General features: G+C 72.2%; 15 protein-coding genes and 1 tRNA gene. 7 read left to right on the top strand and 9 right to left on the bottom strand.

Going from position 1 to position 15076, the window contains the following annotated elements; translation table 11 throughout:
- Positions 1–26 precede the first annotated feature (26 nt).
- On the bottom strand, positions 27–902 hold the full coding sequence (locus ACGFNU_RS08410; RefSeq protein WP_392591431.1) for an NUDIX domain-containing protein: 876 nt from the start codon (positions 900–902) through the stop codon (positions 27–29).
- An 88-nt stretch (positions 903–990) separates the two neighbouring features.
- Here ACGFNU_RS08410 and ACGFNU_RS08405 point away from each other — a divergent pair, with 88 nt between their 5' ends.
- The 5 genes from ACGFNU_RS08405 to ACGFNU_RS08385 all read left to right on the top strand — a co-directional run bounded on the left by ACGFNU_RS08405 (position 991) and on the right by ACGFNU_RS08385 (position 5870).
- On the top strand, positions 991–2472 hold the full coding sequence (locus ACGFNU_RS08405; protein WP_392591429.1) for a serine/threonine-protein kinase: 1482 nt from the start codon (positions 991–993) through the stop codon (positions 2470–2472).
- 84 nt (positions 2473–2556) lie between these two features.
- A complete protein-coding gene (locus ACGFNU_RS08400; RefSeq protein ID WP_392591428.1) occupies positions 2557–3027 on the top strand; it encodes a PaaI family thioesterase in 471 nt (156 codons plus the stop codon).
- Positions 3028–3044: 17 nt separating this feature from the next.
- Positions 3045–4748 carry a signal peptide peptidase SppA gene (sppA, locus tag ACGFNU_RS08395; RefSeq protein ID WP_392591427.1) on the top strand — a complete coding sequence of 568 codons (1704 nt, stop codon included), beginning with the start codon at positions 3045–3047 and terminating at the stop codon, positions 4746–4748.
- A complete protein-coding gene (locus ACGFNU_RS08390; RefSeq protein ID WP_392593451.1) occupies positions 4733–5224 on the top strand; it encodes a flavin reductase family protein in 492 nt (163 codons plus the stop codon). Before sppA ends, ACGFNU_RS08390 begins: the two co-directional genes overlap by 16 nt.
- 25 nt (positions 5225–5249) lie before the next feature.
- Positions 5250–5870: a Uma2 family endonuclease gene (locus ACGFNU_RS08385; protein WP_392591425.1), complete on the top strand. Its 621-nt coding sequence runs from the start codon at positions 5250–5252 to the stop codon at positions 5868–5870.
- Between the two features lie 24 nt (positions 5871–5894).
- On the opposite strand, the gene ACGFNU_RS08380 is transcribed toward ACGFNU_RS08385, so the two are convergent.
- The gene (locus ACGFNU_RS08380; protein WP_392591423.1) at positions 5895–6452 is read right to left on the bottom strand and encodes a hypothetical protein; all 558 of its coding nucleotides are present in this window, start codon (positions 6450–6452) and stop codon (positions 5895–5897) included.
- A gap of 3 nt (positions 6453–6455) precedes the next feature.
- The gene (hutI, locus tag ACGFNU_RS08375) at positions 6456–7619 is read right to left on the bottom strand and encodes an imidazolonepropionase (RefSeq protein WP_392591422.1); all 1164 of its coding nucleotides are present in this window, start codon (positions 7617–7619) and stop codon (positions 6456–6458) included.
- Between the two features lie 98 nt (positions 7620–7717).
- On the opposite strand from hutI, the gene ACGFNU_RS08370 reads away from it, so the two are divergent.
- Positions 7718–7814 (top strand) — tRNA-Sec (locus tag ACGFNU_RS08370).
- Positions 7815–7820: 6 nt separating this feature from the next.
- Here the strand turns inward: ACGFNU_RS08370 and aztD are convergent.
- Genes aztD through aztB form a run of 4 tightly spaced genes read right to left on the bottom strand, consistent with a single transcriptional unit; the run spans position 7821 to position 11786 of the window.
- Positions 7821–8954, bottom strand: coding sequence for a zinc metallochaperone AztD (gene aztD / locus ACGFNU_RS08365; protein ID WP_392591420.1), 1134 nt, complete (start codon positions 8952–8954; stop codon positions 7821–7823).
- Complete coding sequence (aztC, locus tag ACGFNU_RS08360; protein ID WP_392591419.1) at positions 8951–9859, bottom strand: zinc ABC transporter substrate-binding protein AztC; 909 nt, start codon at positions 9857–9859, stop codon at positions 8951–8953. Before aztC ends, aztD begins: the two co-directional genes overlap by 4 nt.
- Entirely contained in the window at positions 9853–10965 is a 1113-nt protein-coding gene (locus ACGFNU_RS08355; protein ID WP_392591417.1) for a hypothetical protein, read from the bottom strand. The genes aztC and ACGFNU_RS08355 overlap by 7 nt, the downstream gene beginning before the upstream one ends.
- On the bottom strand, positions 10962–11786 hold the full coding sequence (gene aztB, locus ACGFNU_RS08350; protein ID WP_392591415.1) for a zinc ABC transporter permease AztB: 825 nt from the start codon (positions 11784–11786) through the stop codon (positions 10962–10964). The genes ACGFNU_RS08355 and aztB overlap by 4 nt, the downstream gene beginning before the upstream one ends.
- Positions 11787–11842: 56 nt before the next feature.
- On the opposite strand from aztB, the gene aztA reads away from it, so the two are divergent.
- Entirely contained in the window at positions 11843–12514 is a 672-nt protein-coding gene (gene aztA / locus ACGFNU_RS08345) for a zinc ABC transporter ATP-binding protein AztA (RefSeq protein ID WP_392591413.1), read from the top strand.
- Here aztA and ACGFNU_RS08340 read toward each other — a convergent pair.
- Positions 12492–13847, bottom strand: coding sequence for a formimidoylglutamate deiminase (locus tag ACGFNU_RS08340; RefSeq protein ID WP_392591412.1), 1356 nt, complete (start codon positions 13845–13847; stop codon positions 12492–12494). The genes aztA and ACGFNU_RS08340 overlap by 23 nt on opposite strands.
- 9 nt (positions 13848–13856) lie before the next feature.
- Positions 13857–15062, bottom strand: coding sequence for an allantoate amidohydrolase (locus ACGFNU_RS08335; protein ID WP_392591411.1), 1206 nt, complete (start codon positions 15060–15062; stop codon positions 13857–13859).
- Positions 15063–15076 lie beyond the last annotated feature (14 nt).

Here is a 15076-nt window from a genome sequence, read left to right as displayed (position 1 = left end):
TCTGGTCATCGCGGGGCGGGCTTCGGTCAGTTCCGGGGCGGCTTGATGCGGTCGAGGACCCAGCCGGGGCCCGTGACCGCCGCGCCCTGCTCGGCGACGCGCGCCCGCAGCTCCCTGTCGGCGGTCACCACCAGGTAGGTGGTGTCGGGCTCGGGGTCGCTCACCAGCTCGACGATCTGGTCGTCGCCGCTGCCCGGCGCGGCCACGACCCGGACGCCCTCGACGCTCTCGACACCCTTGGCGGCGCCCTCGACCACCAGGACCACTTCGGGGAAGGCCCGGTCGAACGGCAGGAGCTCGGCGAGGGTGTCGGGCAGGTCCGAGACTCCCTCGGTCAGCACGACCAGCTGGTCACGCAGGCGCGCGTTGGCACCGGCGCGGTCCTTCCACCACCCGTCGGGCCGCGAGCCCACGACGTTCGCGCCGTCCACGACGAGCACGAGGCGGCTCATGGCGTACCGCAGCCGTGGCCAGGAGCGGGCGAACGGCTCGAAGAGGCGCTTGTCGGTGACCTCGTCCACCGGTACCCAGGCGGCCTTGCGGGTCTCCATCGACGCGGCCCTGACCGCGACCATGCGCGAGACCGAGCCGACCACGGAGACGAAGTCCCAGCCGCCGTGATCCTCGGTGCTGACGCCATGCACCCGTACTACCCGGGTGTCGAGGGTGCACTCCTCGGACGTCTCGCGCAGCGCCGCGGTCACCGGGTCCTCATGGCTGTGCCGGGCGCCGCCGAACATGCCCCACGTACCGCCGCCGAGGCCCCACCACGCGCGCTGCTGGAGCAGCACCCGGACCACGCCGTCGGTGCCGCGGTGGAACGGCAGCAGCCCCGCCGCGCCGAACCGTCCCCAGTGCGTGTGACCCAGCTCGCAGCGGCCCCAGCCGTCGCCGTCTCCCATGGAGCGACGATATCCGCTGGCCGATCCCAGTACGGTGGACTCGTCGTTCGGGGGGATGGCCAGTCCGGCATGCCCTGGAGGCACCTCGATGGCGATCCTGCCCCTCGAACCCGGCGACCCCCGCGAGACCGGCCGCTACCGCCTGACGGGACGGCTCGGCGAGGGCGGCCAGGGCGTGGTCTACCTCGGCGAAGGGCCGGCGGGCGAACGCGTCGCGGTCAAGATGCTCAAGACCACCGACGCGGCGGCGCGGGCCCGGTTCGCGCGGGAGATGGCGGCGGCCCGCCAAGTCGCGCCGTTCTGCACGGCCGCGGTCCTCGACTCCTCGGCCGACGGGGCCCATCCGTACGTGGTGAGCGAGTACGTCGACGGGCCCTCGCTCCAGCAGCGCGTCGCGCAGCACGGGCCGCTGCTCCACGGCGACCTGCAGCGGCTCGCGGTCAACACCGCCAGCGCGCTCGCCGCCATCCACGGCGCCGGGATCGTGCACCGCGACCTGAAGCCCGCGAACGTGCTGCTGGGCCCGGACGGGCCGCGCGTCGTCGACTTCGGCATCGCGCGTGCCATCGACGCCGAGACGCACACCCAGCTCGTCGGCACACCCGCGTACTTCGCCCCGGAATGGCTGGCCGGGCACGCGCCGACGCCGGCCTCCGACGTCTTCGCCTGGGCGGGGACGATGGTCTTCGCGGCGACGGGACGCCCTCCGTTCGGGAAGACCACCAGCATCCCCGCGGTGATGCACCGCATCGCGAACGGCGAGCCCGACCTGACCGGCGTCCCGCCGGAGCTGGCCGGCCTGCTGGTCGAGTGCCTGCGCAAGGATCCGGCCGCTCGTCCATCGGCACGCGACCTGATGGTGCGCCTGGTCGACCCGGCGGGACATTCCGTTCAGCCGCAGCCACCGGCTCAGGCGGCGGCGCCCATGCCGATACCGCCACCCGGCGCTTATGCCCCCGAGACGCCGACGGCACCCGCAGGGCAGAGCCCGCGCCGATCGCGGCGGGCGCTGCTGGCGGCCGCGGGGGCGGGAACGGTCATCGTCGTGCTCATCGGCGTCATCGCCTACCTGCTCGGCAACGGCGGTGGAGACGGCGGCGACGACAGCCGTTCGGGCGCCGGAAGCAAGACGTCCACGAGCGGAACGCCGAAGAGCGAGTCGTCCTCCGGCAACCAGTCGCCATCCACGTCAACATCTGGCAGCCCGGCGCAGACGGGCGGCGAGGCCATCCCGGCCGCGTTCGCGGGAACGTGGAAGGGCACCATCACCCAGAAGGGCGGGATCACCCTCGAAGAGACCTCCAGCACGGACGTCACGGTGCGGCTGGCGGCGGGCAAGACCGAGGGCACCGCCGACTACGAGGCGTGGGGCTGCCACATGACGCTGAAGGTCGCGGAGGCGTCCGGCGGCAAGCTGGAGGTCCAGGAGACGGCCAAGAACAGCCAGGGCACGCAGGGCTTCTGCATCGGCGGGTCCTTGACGCTCGCGCTCGCATCCGGATCGCTCAAGTACACCTCCGGGGGCGGCGCGACCGGCACGAGCACCGGAACGCTCGCCAAGTCCGGCTGACCTCCGTGACCAACGGCACAACGCGGATGTGCACCTGTGCACTTACCCTTGCGTTCCAGAGCCAACTGATCATTGGAGCGATCCTTGAGCATCGATGAGGCCGGGTCCGATCTCTGGGACACCCTGTCCGGGGCCGAGCTGATCCAGGCCATGGGCGAGGGCCGGTTTCCAGAGATGAGCGACGTCGGCCGGCACATCGGCCAGCGCGTCGTCGCCGCCGAGCCCGGCCGGGTCGAGCTCGCCTGGACGCCCGGGGAGCACCTCTGCAACCCGGCGGGCGGCGTGCACGGCGGCTACATCGCGATGATCCTCGACAACGCGGTCTGCTTCGCCGGCGCGAGCACCGGGAAGCACTTCGTCCCCCAGCTCACGCTCAGCCTCACCATCGACTACCTGCGCGGCGTCCAGGCGGGCGAGGCGTACACGGTCGTCAGCACCTGCGTGAAGCCGGGCCGGTCGCGCCTGTTCTCGACCGCGGTCATCACCGACGGCCAGGGGCGGCCGGTGGCGCAGGCCAGCGGCAGCACCCTGCCCAACCAGGCCTTCGCGCGGTGACCGCATAGGCTGGGGCCATGGTGGATCCCGGATCGGTCGTCAGCGCGATCAAGCAGGCCCGGGACCGGCGGACGGCACCGCTGGTCCTGGAGCTCGACCTCACCGACGGCATCGTGGAGACGCCGCCGGCCGACCCGCTGGCGGCGATCCTCTCCATGCGGCGCACGCATCTGCGCGACGTGCTCGACGGGCTGCGCCGCGCCCGCGCCGACGCCCGCGTGCGCGCCCTCGTGGTCAAGATCACCGGTGGGGTCGGGCTGGCCATGGCGCAGGAGCTGCGCGAGGCCGTGATCGCCGTGCGCGAGGCGGGCAAGCTCACCGTCGCCTGGGCCGAGACGTTCGGCGAGGGCGGGCGCGGCACCGTCCCGTACTACCTGGCGAGCGCGTTCGACAAGGTCTACCTGCAGCCGACGGGCGAAGTGGGCCTCACCGGCATCGCGCTGGAAGAGCCGTTCTTCGCGGGCGCCCTGGAGAAACTCGGCGTCCAGCCCCGGTTCGCCAAGCGCCACGAGTACAAGACCATGGCCAACACGTTCATGGAGAAGGGCTACACGCCCGAGCACGAGGAGTCGTCCCGGCGCCTGGTCACGTCCCTCGGCGAGCAGATCACGACCGGCATCGCCGCGGCTCGCGATCTCCCTCCCGACCGCGTCCGCGAGCTGATGGACCAGGGCCCCCTCCTCGCCGCCGAAGCATTGGAAGCCAAGCTGGTCGACCGTCTCGGCTACCGCGACGAGGTCTACGCCGACGTCCGCGAAGAGGTCGGCGACCAGGCGATCCTGCGGTACGTGGCGCGCTACAACCGCACCCACGCGCTCTCCCAGCGGCTGCCGCAGCCGGGCAGGCAGGACGTCGTCGCGCTGATCAACGGGCACGGCCCGATCCGGCTCGGCCGCAGCGGCCGCGGCGGCCCGCTGCCCACCCAGAGCGCGGCGATGGGCTCGGACACCATCGGCGCCGCGCTGCGCGCCGCCGTCAAGGACGACCGGGTCAAGGCGATCGTGTTCCGCGTCAACAGCCCCGGCGGTTCGGCCGTGGCCTCCGACGCGATCTGGCGCGAAGTGATCCTGGCCGGAAAAGCCGGCAAACCGGTCATCGTCTCCATGGGCAACGTGGCGGCCTCCGGCGGCTACTACGTCGCGATGGCCGCAGACACGATCGTCGCGCAGCCCGGCACCATCACCGGGTCGATCGGCGTGGTCGTCGGCAAGGCCGTCGTCAACGGCCTGCTCGACCGGATCGGCGTGGGCCTCGGCACCGTCGCCGAGGGCGAGCACGCCCGGATGCTGAGCGCGACCAAGGACTTCAGCGAGTCCGAGTGGGAGCGCATCAACGCCTCCCTCGACCAGATCTACGACGACTTCACCCGCAAGGTGGCCGAGGGCCGCGGACTGTCCCGCGAGCGCGTCCACGAACTGGCCCGCGGCCGCGTCTGGACCGGCGCCGACGCCAAGGAGCACGGCCTGGTGGACGAGCTGGGCGGCCTCGACCTCGCGCTCGAACTGGCCCGCAAGAAGGGCGGCCTGGCCGCCGACGCGCCCGTCCGCCCCTACCCGCACACCTCGCCCTTCGAGCGTCTCCGCCCACCGGAGTCCAGCGAAGACCGCACCGCGGCGACCGCCCGCTTCGACGGCTGGGGTTCGCTCGGCGGCGTGGCCGCCCGGCTCGGCCTGCCCGCCGCCGGCCCGCTCACCCTGCCCGGCAGCTGGGAGATCCGCTGAACACCGACTACACCGAGGCGATCGCCGGCTTCGCCACCGGCGTGGTCGTCCTCACCGTCCGGGACGGGCGCGACGACCTGGGCACCACCGTCACCTCGTTCATGTCGGTGTCCATGAACCCGCCGATGGTCCTGGCCGGAGTGTCGTCCACCTCGTACCTCAGCGAAGTCCTCGAACGCCAGGACCGCTGGGCCGCAACGGTCCTCAGCGCGAACCAGCGCGCCCTCGCCGGCCGCTTCGCGGCCGAAGGCAGGCCGAGCGCCCGCCTCCTCCTGGCCGCCGAGCCGCACCACCGCGGCCCCCTGTCCGACGCTCTGATCCTCGACAGCGGCCTGGCCGCCCTCGAATGCGAGACCCGCCAGCGCATCGAGGCAGGCGACCACCACCTCTTCGTGGCCGAAGTCCTCTCAGCCGACTACATAGCCCGCCGCGAAAAACCCCTAATCCGCGTAAACCGCCGTTACCTCGGCCCCTGATAAAGCCAGCCGACACGATAGGCCGATGACAATGAACTGGCCGGACCATCCACACCCGCTGACTCTCGACGAATACCTCGCCCTCGACGAGGAGATCCAACGCGAGACCGAGCTGGTGGACGGCATCCGCGTCCAGCGCGAACAACGCGGAAGGCCACACCAGAAGACGGCATTCCGTCTGGCGAACGCCCTGGAGACGGCTGTCCGGAAGTACCGCCAGTCGCATACCACCGGCAGCCCGCCCTGCTACGAGGTCAACACCGAAGTGAACGTCCTCCTCTGGGACGTCCCGCCCACCATCCGCAAACCGGATGTCATCGTGCACCGCTGCCGCGACCAGTTCGAAACCCTCGGAGCCGGCGACGCCGTCATCGTGGCCGAGGTGATCTCTCGTTGGTCGGAGTCGCGCGATCGCATTCACAAAATGGGGGAATATGCCAAGGCCGGCATTCCGCACTACTTGATCGTCCAGTTCGATGAAATGGGCGCGACCAGTGTCGAGCACTACGCCGTGCTGGCCGCCCAACCGGTCTACTCCAAGATCGGCATCACCCATCGAGACCGAGATCTCTGGGCACTGAATGTGACCGTACCCTTCGACGTCCAGATCGGCTGGCAGGAGCTGGAGGTCGGGCCGCCGGCGTGAGCAGGGCACCGGAGTCGACCGCCGTTATCTTGGGGCCTCCTGAACGAGCTGGAGCAGGCCGTGGACGAATCTCGCGAGGTAGTCGCGGCCCTCGACGGAGAACGCGACGCCCCAGTGGCCCGGCGCGTCGCCTTCGACGTGCCGGGCGTTCTCGAACCGCTGTCCCATGTCGGAGACGACGCACGACCACGGTGTGAGGTCGTGCAAGCCCAGCTCCGGGACGGGTGAGCCCTCCGCGCGCACCAGCCAGTGATGCCAGGCCGACCCGTCCGGCGCGGTCAGCACCTCGAAGCGCAGGTCGGGCCAGAGCGGCAGCGTCCACAGGCTGTAGGTGCAATCCAGATCCCCGAACTCGCGCGGTCCGGAGTCGTCCGGCGGGCCGAGCACCATGCGATAGCGGGCGAGGCCCTTCGGCGCGGTCTTCGAGTAGGGCATCGACACCCATCGCCGGTGCGCGGCCCGCATCTGTGCCCTGCTGGCCCCGAGCTCTTTGAGCGCGTCCTCGACCCGCCCGGGCGCCAGGTCCAGCATCCGCCACATGAGCACGAGCTGGAACTCGAACCTCGCGAACCCGATCGCCACGGCTCAGACCCGGCGCCCCGCCTTGAACACCGCGGCGACCTGCGGGACACCCGGGCGGTAGGCCAGGTGGATGTACGAGGGCGCGTCGAGCACCAGCACGTCGCCCCTCGCGCCCACCCCCAGGCGGCCCACATCAGTCCGCCGCAGCGCCCGCGCGCCCCCTGCCGTCGCGCTCCATACGGCCTCGGCGGGCGTCAAGCGCATGTCGCGCACACCGACCGCGATGCAGAACGCCATGCTGGAGCTGTAGCAGGAGCCCGGATTGCAGTCCGTCGCCAGCGCGACCGTGGCGCCGGCATCGATCAGCCTTCGCGCGTCCGGGTACGGCTGCCGCGTAGAGAACTCCACGCCCGGCAGCAGCGTCGCGACGGTCTCCGATTCCGCCAGCGCCGCCACGTCGGCGTCGCTCAAGAAGGTGCAGTGGTCGGCCGCCGCGGCGCCCAGCTCCACCGCCAGCCGCACACCGGGCCCGTGCCCCAGCTGGTTGGCGTGCAGGCGCGGCGTGAGTCCGGCCTTGATCCCGGCTTCCAGCACCTCCCGGGTCTGGTCGGCGTCGAACGCGCCCCGCTCGCAGAAGACATCGACCCACCGCGCATGCGGCGCGCAGGCGGCCATCATCTCGCCCGAAACGAGCCGCACGTATCCCTGCGTGTCGTCGCCGTACTCCGAGGGCACCACGTGGGCGCCGAGGAAGGTCACCTCGTCGGCGAACTCGCCCGCGATCCGCAGGGCCCTGGCCTCCTGCTCGACCGTCAGCCCGTACCCGGACTTGCACTCCACGGTCGTGGTGCCCTGCCGCGCCATCTCGTCCACGAGCCGCCGCACGTTCGCCCGCAGCTCGTCGTCCGAGGCCGCCCGCGTTCTCGCCACCGTCGTCCGGATGCCGCCCGCCTCGTACGGCTGCCCGCTCATCCGGGCGGCGAACTCCTCGGCGCGCTCTCCCGCGAACACCAGGTGCGCGTGGGAGTCCACGAAGCCCGGCAGCACCGCCCGCCCGGCCGCGTCGTACACCTCGTCCGCCGCGGGCGCCGCCGCCGCGGGCCCCACCCACGCGACCCGCCCGTCCTCGACGACCAGCGCCGCGTCCCGCACCAGCCCGAGCGGCCCCTCACCCAGCTCCGGCTCGTTGGTGACCAGTTCCCCGATGTTGCCGACCAGAGTGCTCACCGGGTCAGGATCGCATCCACGCCGCCCGCGCCGGGCGCCGCCCCGGCCCGATCCGTCTCGGATACGAGACGATCGCCGGCCGTGTATCGTCCCGCCTCGGAGGCGATTGGGTGCCTGGTGGCCCTCCCGGTCTTCAACACCGATGGGATCCGAGCATCTCGGGTCGGCGGGTTCGATTCCCGTTCGCCTCCGCCATCGGGATCAGGGGGTGGTGATCTCGTTGGGGGCCTTCGGGAGGTCGGCGGTGGTCTCCAGCTTCCCGGACTCGATGGTGACCGCGTGGAGCTTCTTGGCCGCCGGGTCGGTGACGTAGGCGGTGCCGCCGGCCACGTGCAGGGTCGGGCGTGCCTCCTGCCACTCGGTGGGCTCCGTCCAGGGGGCCAGGATCTTGATCTTCCTGGTGGCCTTGGCCGACTCGGGGTCGATGATCCGGAGGGCGCCGTCGGTGCCCAGGACGAGGGCCTCGCCGTGGGGGCCACGGCCGAGGGAGCGGAACGTGTAGCTGGCGCCCAGGTCGAGCAGGCGGAGTTTGCCCGTGGCGGTGTTGATGAGCGAGATTCGCTCGGGGCGTTCCAGTTCGGCGTCGGGGTCGGTCTTGTAGTCGCCCAGCACGATCGGGGATTCGTCGTGGCCCGCCTGGTTGCCGATGCGGCCGTACTCGTCCGGGGACGCGATCTTGGTGATCTTGCCTTCGGCGTAGAGCAGGACGCCGTTCTCGCAGCCGATGACCACGGCCTCGTCCTTGGCGGCGGCCTCGCCGTGGACGCCGGGGCACTGCTCGTTGCGGGTGATCTCCTTGCCCGTGGTGTCGAGGACGCGGATGCCGGTTCGTTCGTCCTCGGTGCCGAGCGTGGAGATCAGCCGGCCGTCCTTGAGCCGGATGGCCACGCCGTGGTGGGGGTGCTCGCTGGTGTGGGTGGTGACCTTCGGGAGCGTGGTGCCCAGTTCGCGGGGGTCGAAGGTCATGATCTTGCCGGTGCCGTCGGAGAACAGGACCGTTCTCCCCGCGTGGCGGACCACGTGGCCTGGCTTCGGGGCCGCGAACTCCTCGGCCCGGAGCGTGGTGCCCGTCGCGTCCAGGACGCGGAAGCCGGTGGCGGTCGAGACGAGGACGTGGCGGCCGTCGCCCGCGGCGTTGACACGGTTGAAGCCGGGCAGCGGGATGTCCTGGACGACCTTGAGCGTGGCGCGGTCCAGGATCTGGAGGCCGCCGTCGTAGGTCGTGACCAGCGGGTCGGTGACCTTGGCCGCGGCGGGCGCGGACGTCTTGGTCTCGGTGCCGCCGCAGGCGGTGAGGGCGAGTGCCGCGAGGGGGAGGGCAAGGAGCTTCTTCATCGTTCTCTTTCTCGTGTCAGGCCAGTGACGATGGCGTCGGTGTTGGCGCGCATCATCCGCAGGTAGGTGGGGGCACCGCCGTCGGCGGCGGTGAGCGATTCGGAGTACAGGAGGGCGACCCGGATGCGCAGGCCCGTCTCGGCCGCCATGACGCGGACGAGCCGGTCGGGCTGGGAGGAGTCGGCGAAGACGGTCGGGACACGCGCGCGGCGGACGGCGTCGGCCAGTGACTTCAGGTCCGAGCCGGAAGGAGAGGCCAGCGTCGTGCCGCTGGGGATCACCGCGCCGATCACGGTGAAGCCGAACCGTTCGGCCAGGTAGCCGAAGACGTGGTGGTTGGTGACCAGCCTGCGGTGTTCGCGGGGAAGGGTCGCGAAGCGGGCGGCCATCCAGCGGTCCAGCTCGGTGAGCCGGGTCCGATAGGCGGCGGCGTTCGCGCGGATCTTGGCGGCGTCGATGCCGGGGACGTGCGCGATGATGCGGGACGTGATCAGGTCGACCGCCTTGAGCATCCGGGCCGGGTCGGTCCAGAAGTGCGGATCGGGTCCTCCCTCGCCGGTCTTGTAGGTGAGGGGGCCGATGCCCGCTCCCACGTCCAGGGTCGGGACGCCGGAGGCGCGGGCGGTCTCGACGTTGCGGGCGACGCCCTCCTCCAGGCCGAGCCCGTTGTGGATGAGCAGCGCCGCGTTCTCCATCCGCGCCGCGTCCTGGGCGGAGACGCCGAACGAGTGCGGGTCGGCGCCCGGCTTCATCAGCACCGTGACCGCGGTACCGGCGATCGCCCGGGTGACGTCGCCGAGGATGTTGGTGGTGACCACGATCCCCGTCCGGCCGCCGCTGAGCGCCGAGCATCCGGTCAGGGCCACGAACAGGACGAACGCGGTTGTCAGAGCCCGGGTCACCATCCCGTCTCCACCATGTGGACGGGGGCGAACGGGACGGTGAAGGTGCGCGAGACGCGGAGGCCGTCGCGGTAGTCGATCTCTATGACCCGGCGGCCCTCAGGGTCGTTGACGTAGGCGCGGGCGGTGTCCACTTGGATCGAGGATCCGGGGAGGGTGGTCTGGTCGCGTTCGCTGCCGGTGGCGGGGTCGTACGACCGCAGCTTGCCGTTGGTGTCCAGGGCCAGGACCGGTGTGTCCTCGCCGGTGCCGCTCACAGCGGTCAGCGGAGCAGAGCCCACGCGCTTCCAGGAGCGGGCGGCCAGATTGAGGATCCACAGGCCGCGGCCCCCTGCCTTGGCGGCCAGGACCGGCGTGCCTGGGCGGTGGTGGAAGTCCGTGGCTCGTTCGGCGGCTCGGACGCGGGAGGGATAGGCGATCTTGATTCCGGTCAGCCGGTCGGTGATCAGGAGGGCTCCGTCCGCGCAGCCCAGGACGGCGCCGCGCCTGGTCACCGCCTGGCCTCGCGCTTGCGGGCAGCGGGCGGTGAGGCGGGATCTCTCCGCGCCCTGGCGGTCGTGCACTCGGACCGTTCCGTCGGCCGCGGCGATGATCAGGTGCTCGGCGTACGCGACGGCGGCGGTTCCCGGGACATCGCGGGCGGCCGGGACCTTGCCGCTTTCCAGGGCCTTGCGGTCCAGGATCCGGACGGTCTTCCCGTTGGCCATCGTGGTGATCGCGGGGTCGCCGGTGACGCCGGTGGAGGTGCCGGGGACGGTTCCGACGTCGCGAGCGGAGGTCTTGTAATAGTGGACGTGGTCACCGTGATCGACGGTCCAGACTCCGGTGTCCAGCGTCCGGATTCCGGCTGGGGTCGTCAGGTAGGCGAACCGGCCGTCGGTGCGCGCCCCGGTGATGTTCGCAGCCGTTACGTCCGTGAGCTTTTCGGTCGCGGGATCCAGGAGGCTGACGCGGCCGTCACCTGCTAGGACGAGTCGCCACTGTGCTTCGGAGGTCTCTTCGGCTCCGGCCACGTACCCGTGTGGCTTCTCCGGTGGCGTCGTCCGGTCGGCACCGCATCCGGCCAGCAGGGCTGCCGCGAGGCCCGCCTGAAACGCGCGGCGAATCATGGGGTGGTCCGGCGGTCGCGGAGCTGGGCCGTCGCGGCGGACAGGAAGAACAGCGCCACGGCCGTCGCCGCGATCGTCGCGCCGGCCGCCGTGCTCAGGTGCCACGAGATCAGCAGCCCGATCACCGTGGACGCCGCGCCCGCCAGCGCGGCGCCCGCCATGACGAGGGGGACGCTGCGCGCCCATAGCACGGCGGCGGCCGGTGGGGCGATCAGCAGGCCGAAGACCAGCAGGGTGCCGACCACGTGGAAGGACGCGGTGATCGCGAGCGTCAGGAGGGCGAGCAGGAGTCCGTGTGCCAGCCGGGGGCGCAGGCCGAGGGTGGCGGCCTTGCGCGGGTCGAACGCCAGGGCGAGGAACGCGCGGTGCCCGAGCAGCGCGATGGCCACTGCGATCACCAGTGCGGCGGCCAGCAACGCCAGGTCGCGGGGACGGACGGCCAGCACGTCGCCGAAGAGGAAGGCGGTCAGGTCGACGGCGAAGCTGTCCGAGCGGGAGACGATGATCACGCCGAGCGCGAGCATTCCCACGAACAGCAGGCCGATGGTGGTGTCCTGCGACAACCGCCGTGACCTCAGCGCGCTGACGCCGAACGCCATCGCGACCGCGCTGGCGAGCGCCCCGGCGAACAGGTTGCCGCCCAGCAACGACGCCAGGGCCACGCCGGGGAGCATCCCGTGCGACATCGCGTCGCCGAGGAAGGCCATGCCGCGGAGGACGACCCAGGTCCCGGCGAGGGCGCAGATGCCCGAGACCAGCAGGCCGCCCCACAAGGCGCGTTCAACGAATGTCACCCCAAAGGGTGCGAACAACCACTCCATGGCGGCACCCTACAATGAAAACCGTTATCGTTTGCAAGTGATGAACGGGGTGAGATGTGGGCACGGCGATCGCCTTGCACGGAATCGACGCGGGTTACGGAACCGAACGGGTTCTCACGGGAATCTCCGCCGAGCTGCCCCGGGGCCGGGTCACGGCCCTGCTCGGGCACAACGGGTCAGGGAAGTCGACGCTCCTCGGCGTCCTCGCGGGCCTGCACCCGCCCTCGGCGGGGACCGTGCGGTGCGACGGACGGCCGGCGCTCGTCCTCCAGCACACCGCCGTCAGCGCGGCCCTGCCCCTGTCGGTACGGGACGCGGTCGCGATGGGACGGTGGCGGCGCCTCGGCTGGTGGCGCCGGACGGCCGCCCGCGACCGCGCCGTCGTCCGGGACTGCCTCGAAAGGGTGGACGCCACCGGCCTGGCCCGCAGGCAGTTCGCCGAGCTGTCGGGCGGGCAGCGCCAGCGCGTCCTCATCGCGCAGGGCCTCGCGCAGGAGTCCGGCGTGCTGCTGCTCGACGAGCCCGCCGCCGGACTGGACGCCGCCGCGCGCGAACGCGTCCTCGCCATCATCGACGAGATCACCGCGGCGGGCACGACCGTGGTGCACGCCACGCACGACGACGACGCGGCCCGCCGCGCCCACCACTGCCTGCTCCTCGAACGTGGCCGGGTCAGGGCCGAAGGGCGTCCCGAGGAGGTGCTGATCAGGCGTCGGGCTCCGCGGTGACCTCGGCTATCGCGGCCGCCAGCGCGCCGGCGACGTCGGGCACGAGGAGGTGCTCGCCATCGCGGACGATCTCGCGGCCGGAGACCACGACGTTCCGGACGTCGGCGGCGGTGGCGGCGAACACGGCGGTCTCGGCGGCGAACTCCGGCCCCGCCCCCGCGGTGCGCACGGAGTCGAGGGCCACCGTGACCAGGTCGGCGTACGAGCCGGGCTCCAGGCGTCCCGCCTCCGGCCAGCCCAGCCCGTAGTGCCCGTTCGAGGTGGCGGTGGCGAGGAGCTCACCGGAGCTCCAGTGCCCGCGCTGCCGGGTGCGGAGCCGTTCGTCCAGCTCCAGGGCGCGCGCCTCCTCGAAGAGGTCGATCACCGCGTGCTGGTCCGAGCCGAGGCAGATCGGCGAGCCCGCGTCGCAGACGTCGCGGGCGGGGCCGATGCCGTCGGCCAGGTCGCGTTCGGTCGTCGGGCACATGCACACGCCCGTCATCGTGGTGCCGAGGAGGCCGATGTCCTCCTCGGTCAGATGGGTGGCGTGCACCGCTACGGTGAGGGCGCCGAGCGCGCCGCAGTCGGCGAGCAGGCGGGTCGGCGTCATCCCGTACTCCTCGGCGCACGCCTCGTTCTCGGCGGGCTGCTCGGAGAGGTGGACGTGCAGCGGCGCCCGGTGCTCCTTCGCCCAGCCCGCGACCGCGGTGATCTGCTCGCGGGGGACGGCGCGCACGGAGTGGATCGCCGCCCCGACCCGGGCGTGCGGGTGGGAGGACTTGCCGGTCGCCTCGTAGAGGCTGTCGACGCGGCGCGCCCAGTTGCCCGCGTTGCCGTCGCCGAAGCGCAGTTGCGGCCCCTTGAGCGGCTGCCCGATCCCGCCCGCCAGGTAGCAGGCGTCCAGGAGCGTGATCCGGATGCCCGCGTCGGCGGCGGCGGCGATCAGCGCCTCGCCCATCGCGTTCGGCTCGCCGTAGGGCTCGCCGCCCGGACGGTGGTGCAGGTAGTGGAACTCGCCGACGCAGCTGATCCCGGCGAGGGCCATCTCCGCGTACACGGCGGTGGCCAGGGCGCGGTACGAGGCGGGATCGAGCCGGTCCGCGACCTTGTACATCTGCTCGCGCCAGGTCCAGAACGTCCCGCGGTCCGCTTGGACGCGGCCGCGGAGCGCGCGGTGGAAGGCGTGGGAATGGGCGTTGGCCAGCCCCGGAAGGGTCAGGCCGGGGAGCCGCGCGGCGTCCGGCGGGGCCGGGACGCCGGGTGTGACACCGGTGAAACGTTCTCCGTCGGCCTCGATGAGGACATCGGCGGCCACTCCATCTCCGAGCCAGGCAAACTCGGCGTGCCATTGCATATGGGACCTCTACCCGCAAGCCAGGTCGTTGAGTACGGTCGCGAGGGCCTCAACTCCGGCGAGGCAGTCGTCCTCCTCCGCGAACTCCGCCGGGGCGTGCGAGACGCCGGTCGGATTGCGCACGAACAACATCGCCGTCGGCAGGCGCGAGGCCAGGATGCCCGCGTCGTGACCGGCGCCGGTCGGCAGCACGGGCACGCCGCCGCCGAGCGCCTTGACCACCCGGTCGCGGAGATCGAGAGCGAAGTCGACGACCTCGGTGTAGGACTCCTCGGCGAGGTTCACGGTCACTCCGTGCGCCTCGGCGCCGGCCCGCGCGGCCTCGTGGACCTCCGCCACCGTGCGCCGGACGACGTCGTCGACCGGCCCCCGGCTGTCGAGCCAGGCGGCCACGTGGGACGGGACGGCGTTCACCCCGCCCGGCGTCACGTCGACCTTCCCGACCGTGGCCACGGTCCCGTTGCGTTCGGCGGCCTCGCGGGCGGCGAGCACCATCCGGGCGAACGGGAGCATCGGGTCGTGCCGGTCGGCCAGCCGGGTGGTGCCCGCGTGGTTGCCCTCCCCGGCGAAGTCGAACCGCCACCGCCCATGCGGGACGATCGAGCTGGCCACCCCGACCGGATCGGCCATCGCCCGCCCCTGCTCGACGTGGAGCTCGACGTAGCAGCCGATCCGGCCGAGCAGGTCCTCGTCCGGTCCGATCGTGTCCGGGTCGAGCCCGTGCTCGGCCGCCACCGCGGCGAACGACCGGCCGTCCCCGTCGGTGAGGCCCCGGGCACGGCCGGGGTCGATGGCGCCGCTGAGGAGCCGCGAGCCCAGGCAGGCGACGCCGAACCGCGCGCCCTCCTCCTCGGCGAACGCCCCGATCCCGATCGGCCGGCGCGGCCGGACGCCGCGCTCGCGCAGCCGGTCGATCGCCGCGAACGCGGACACGACGCCGAGCGGGCCGTCGAACGCGCCCCCGCCCGGCACCGAGTCCAGGTGGCTGCCCGTGAGCACTCCTGCCACAGACCGGTCGACGCCCTCCGGATACCACCACGCGAAGAGGTTGCCGTTGCGGTCGCGCTCGACCTCCAGGTCGCGCCGCCGCGCCTCGTCGAGGAACCATGCGCGGCACTCCAGCTCGGGCGCGGTCCACACGAACCGGCGGTAACCACCGCTCTCGGGTTCGCGCCCGATCGGCAGCAGCGCCGCCCACATCTCCTCGAAGCTCATGCGCTCAGATCCTC

This window comes from Spirillospora sp. NPDC048911 (assembly GCF_043198015.1).
Lineage (GTDB): Bacteria > Actinomycetota > Actinomycetes > Streptosporangiales > Streptosporangiaceae > Spirillospora.
The sequence above is the reverse complement of the archived record's forward strand: the minus strand, read 5'-3'. Positions and strand labels throughout refer to the sequence as shown.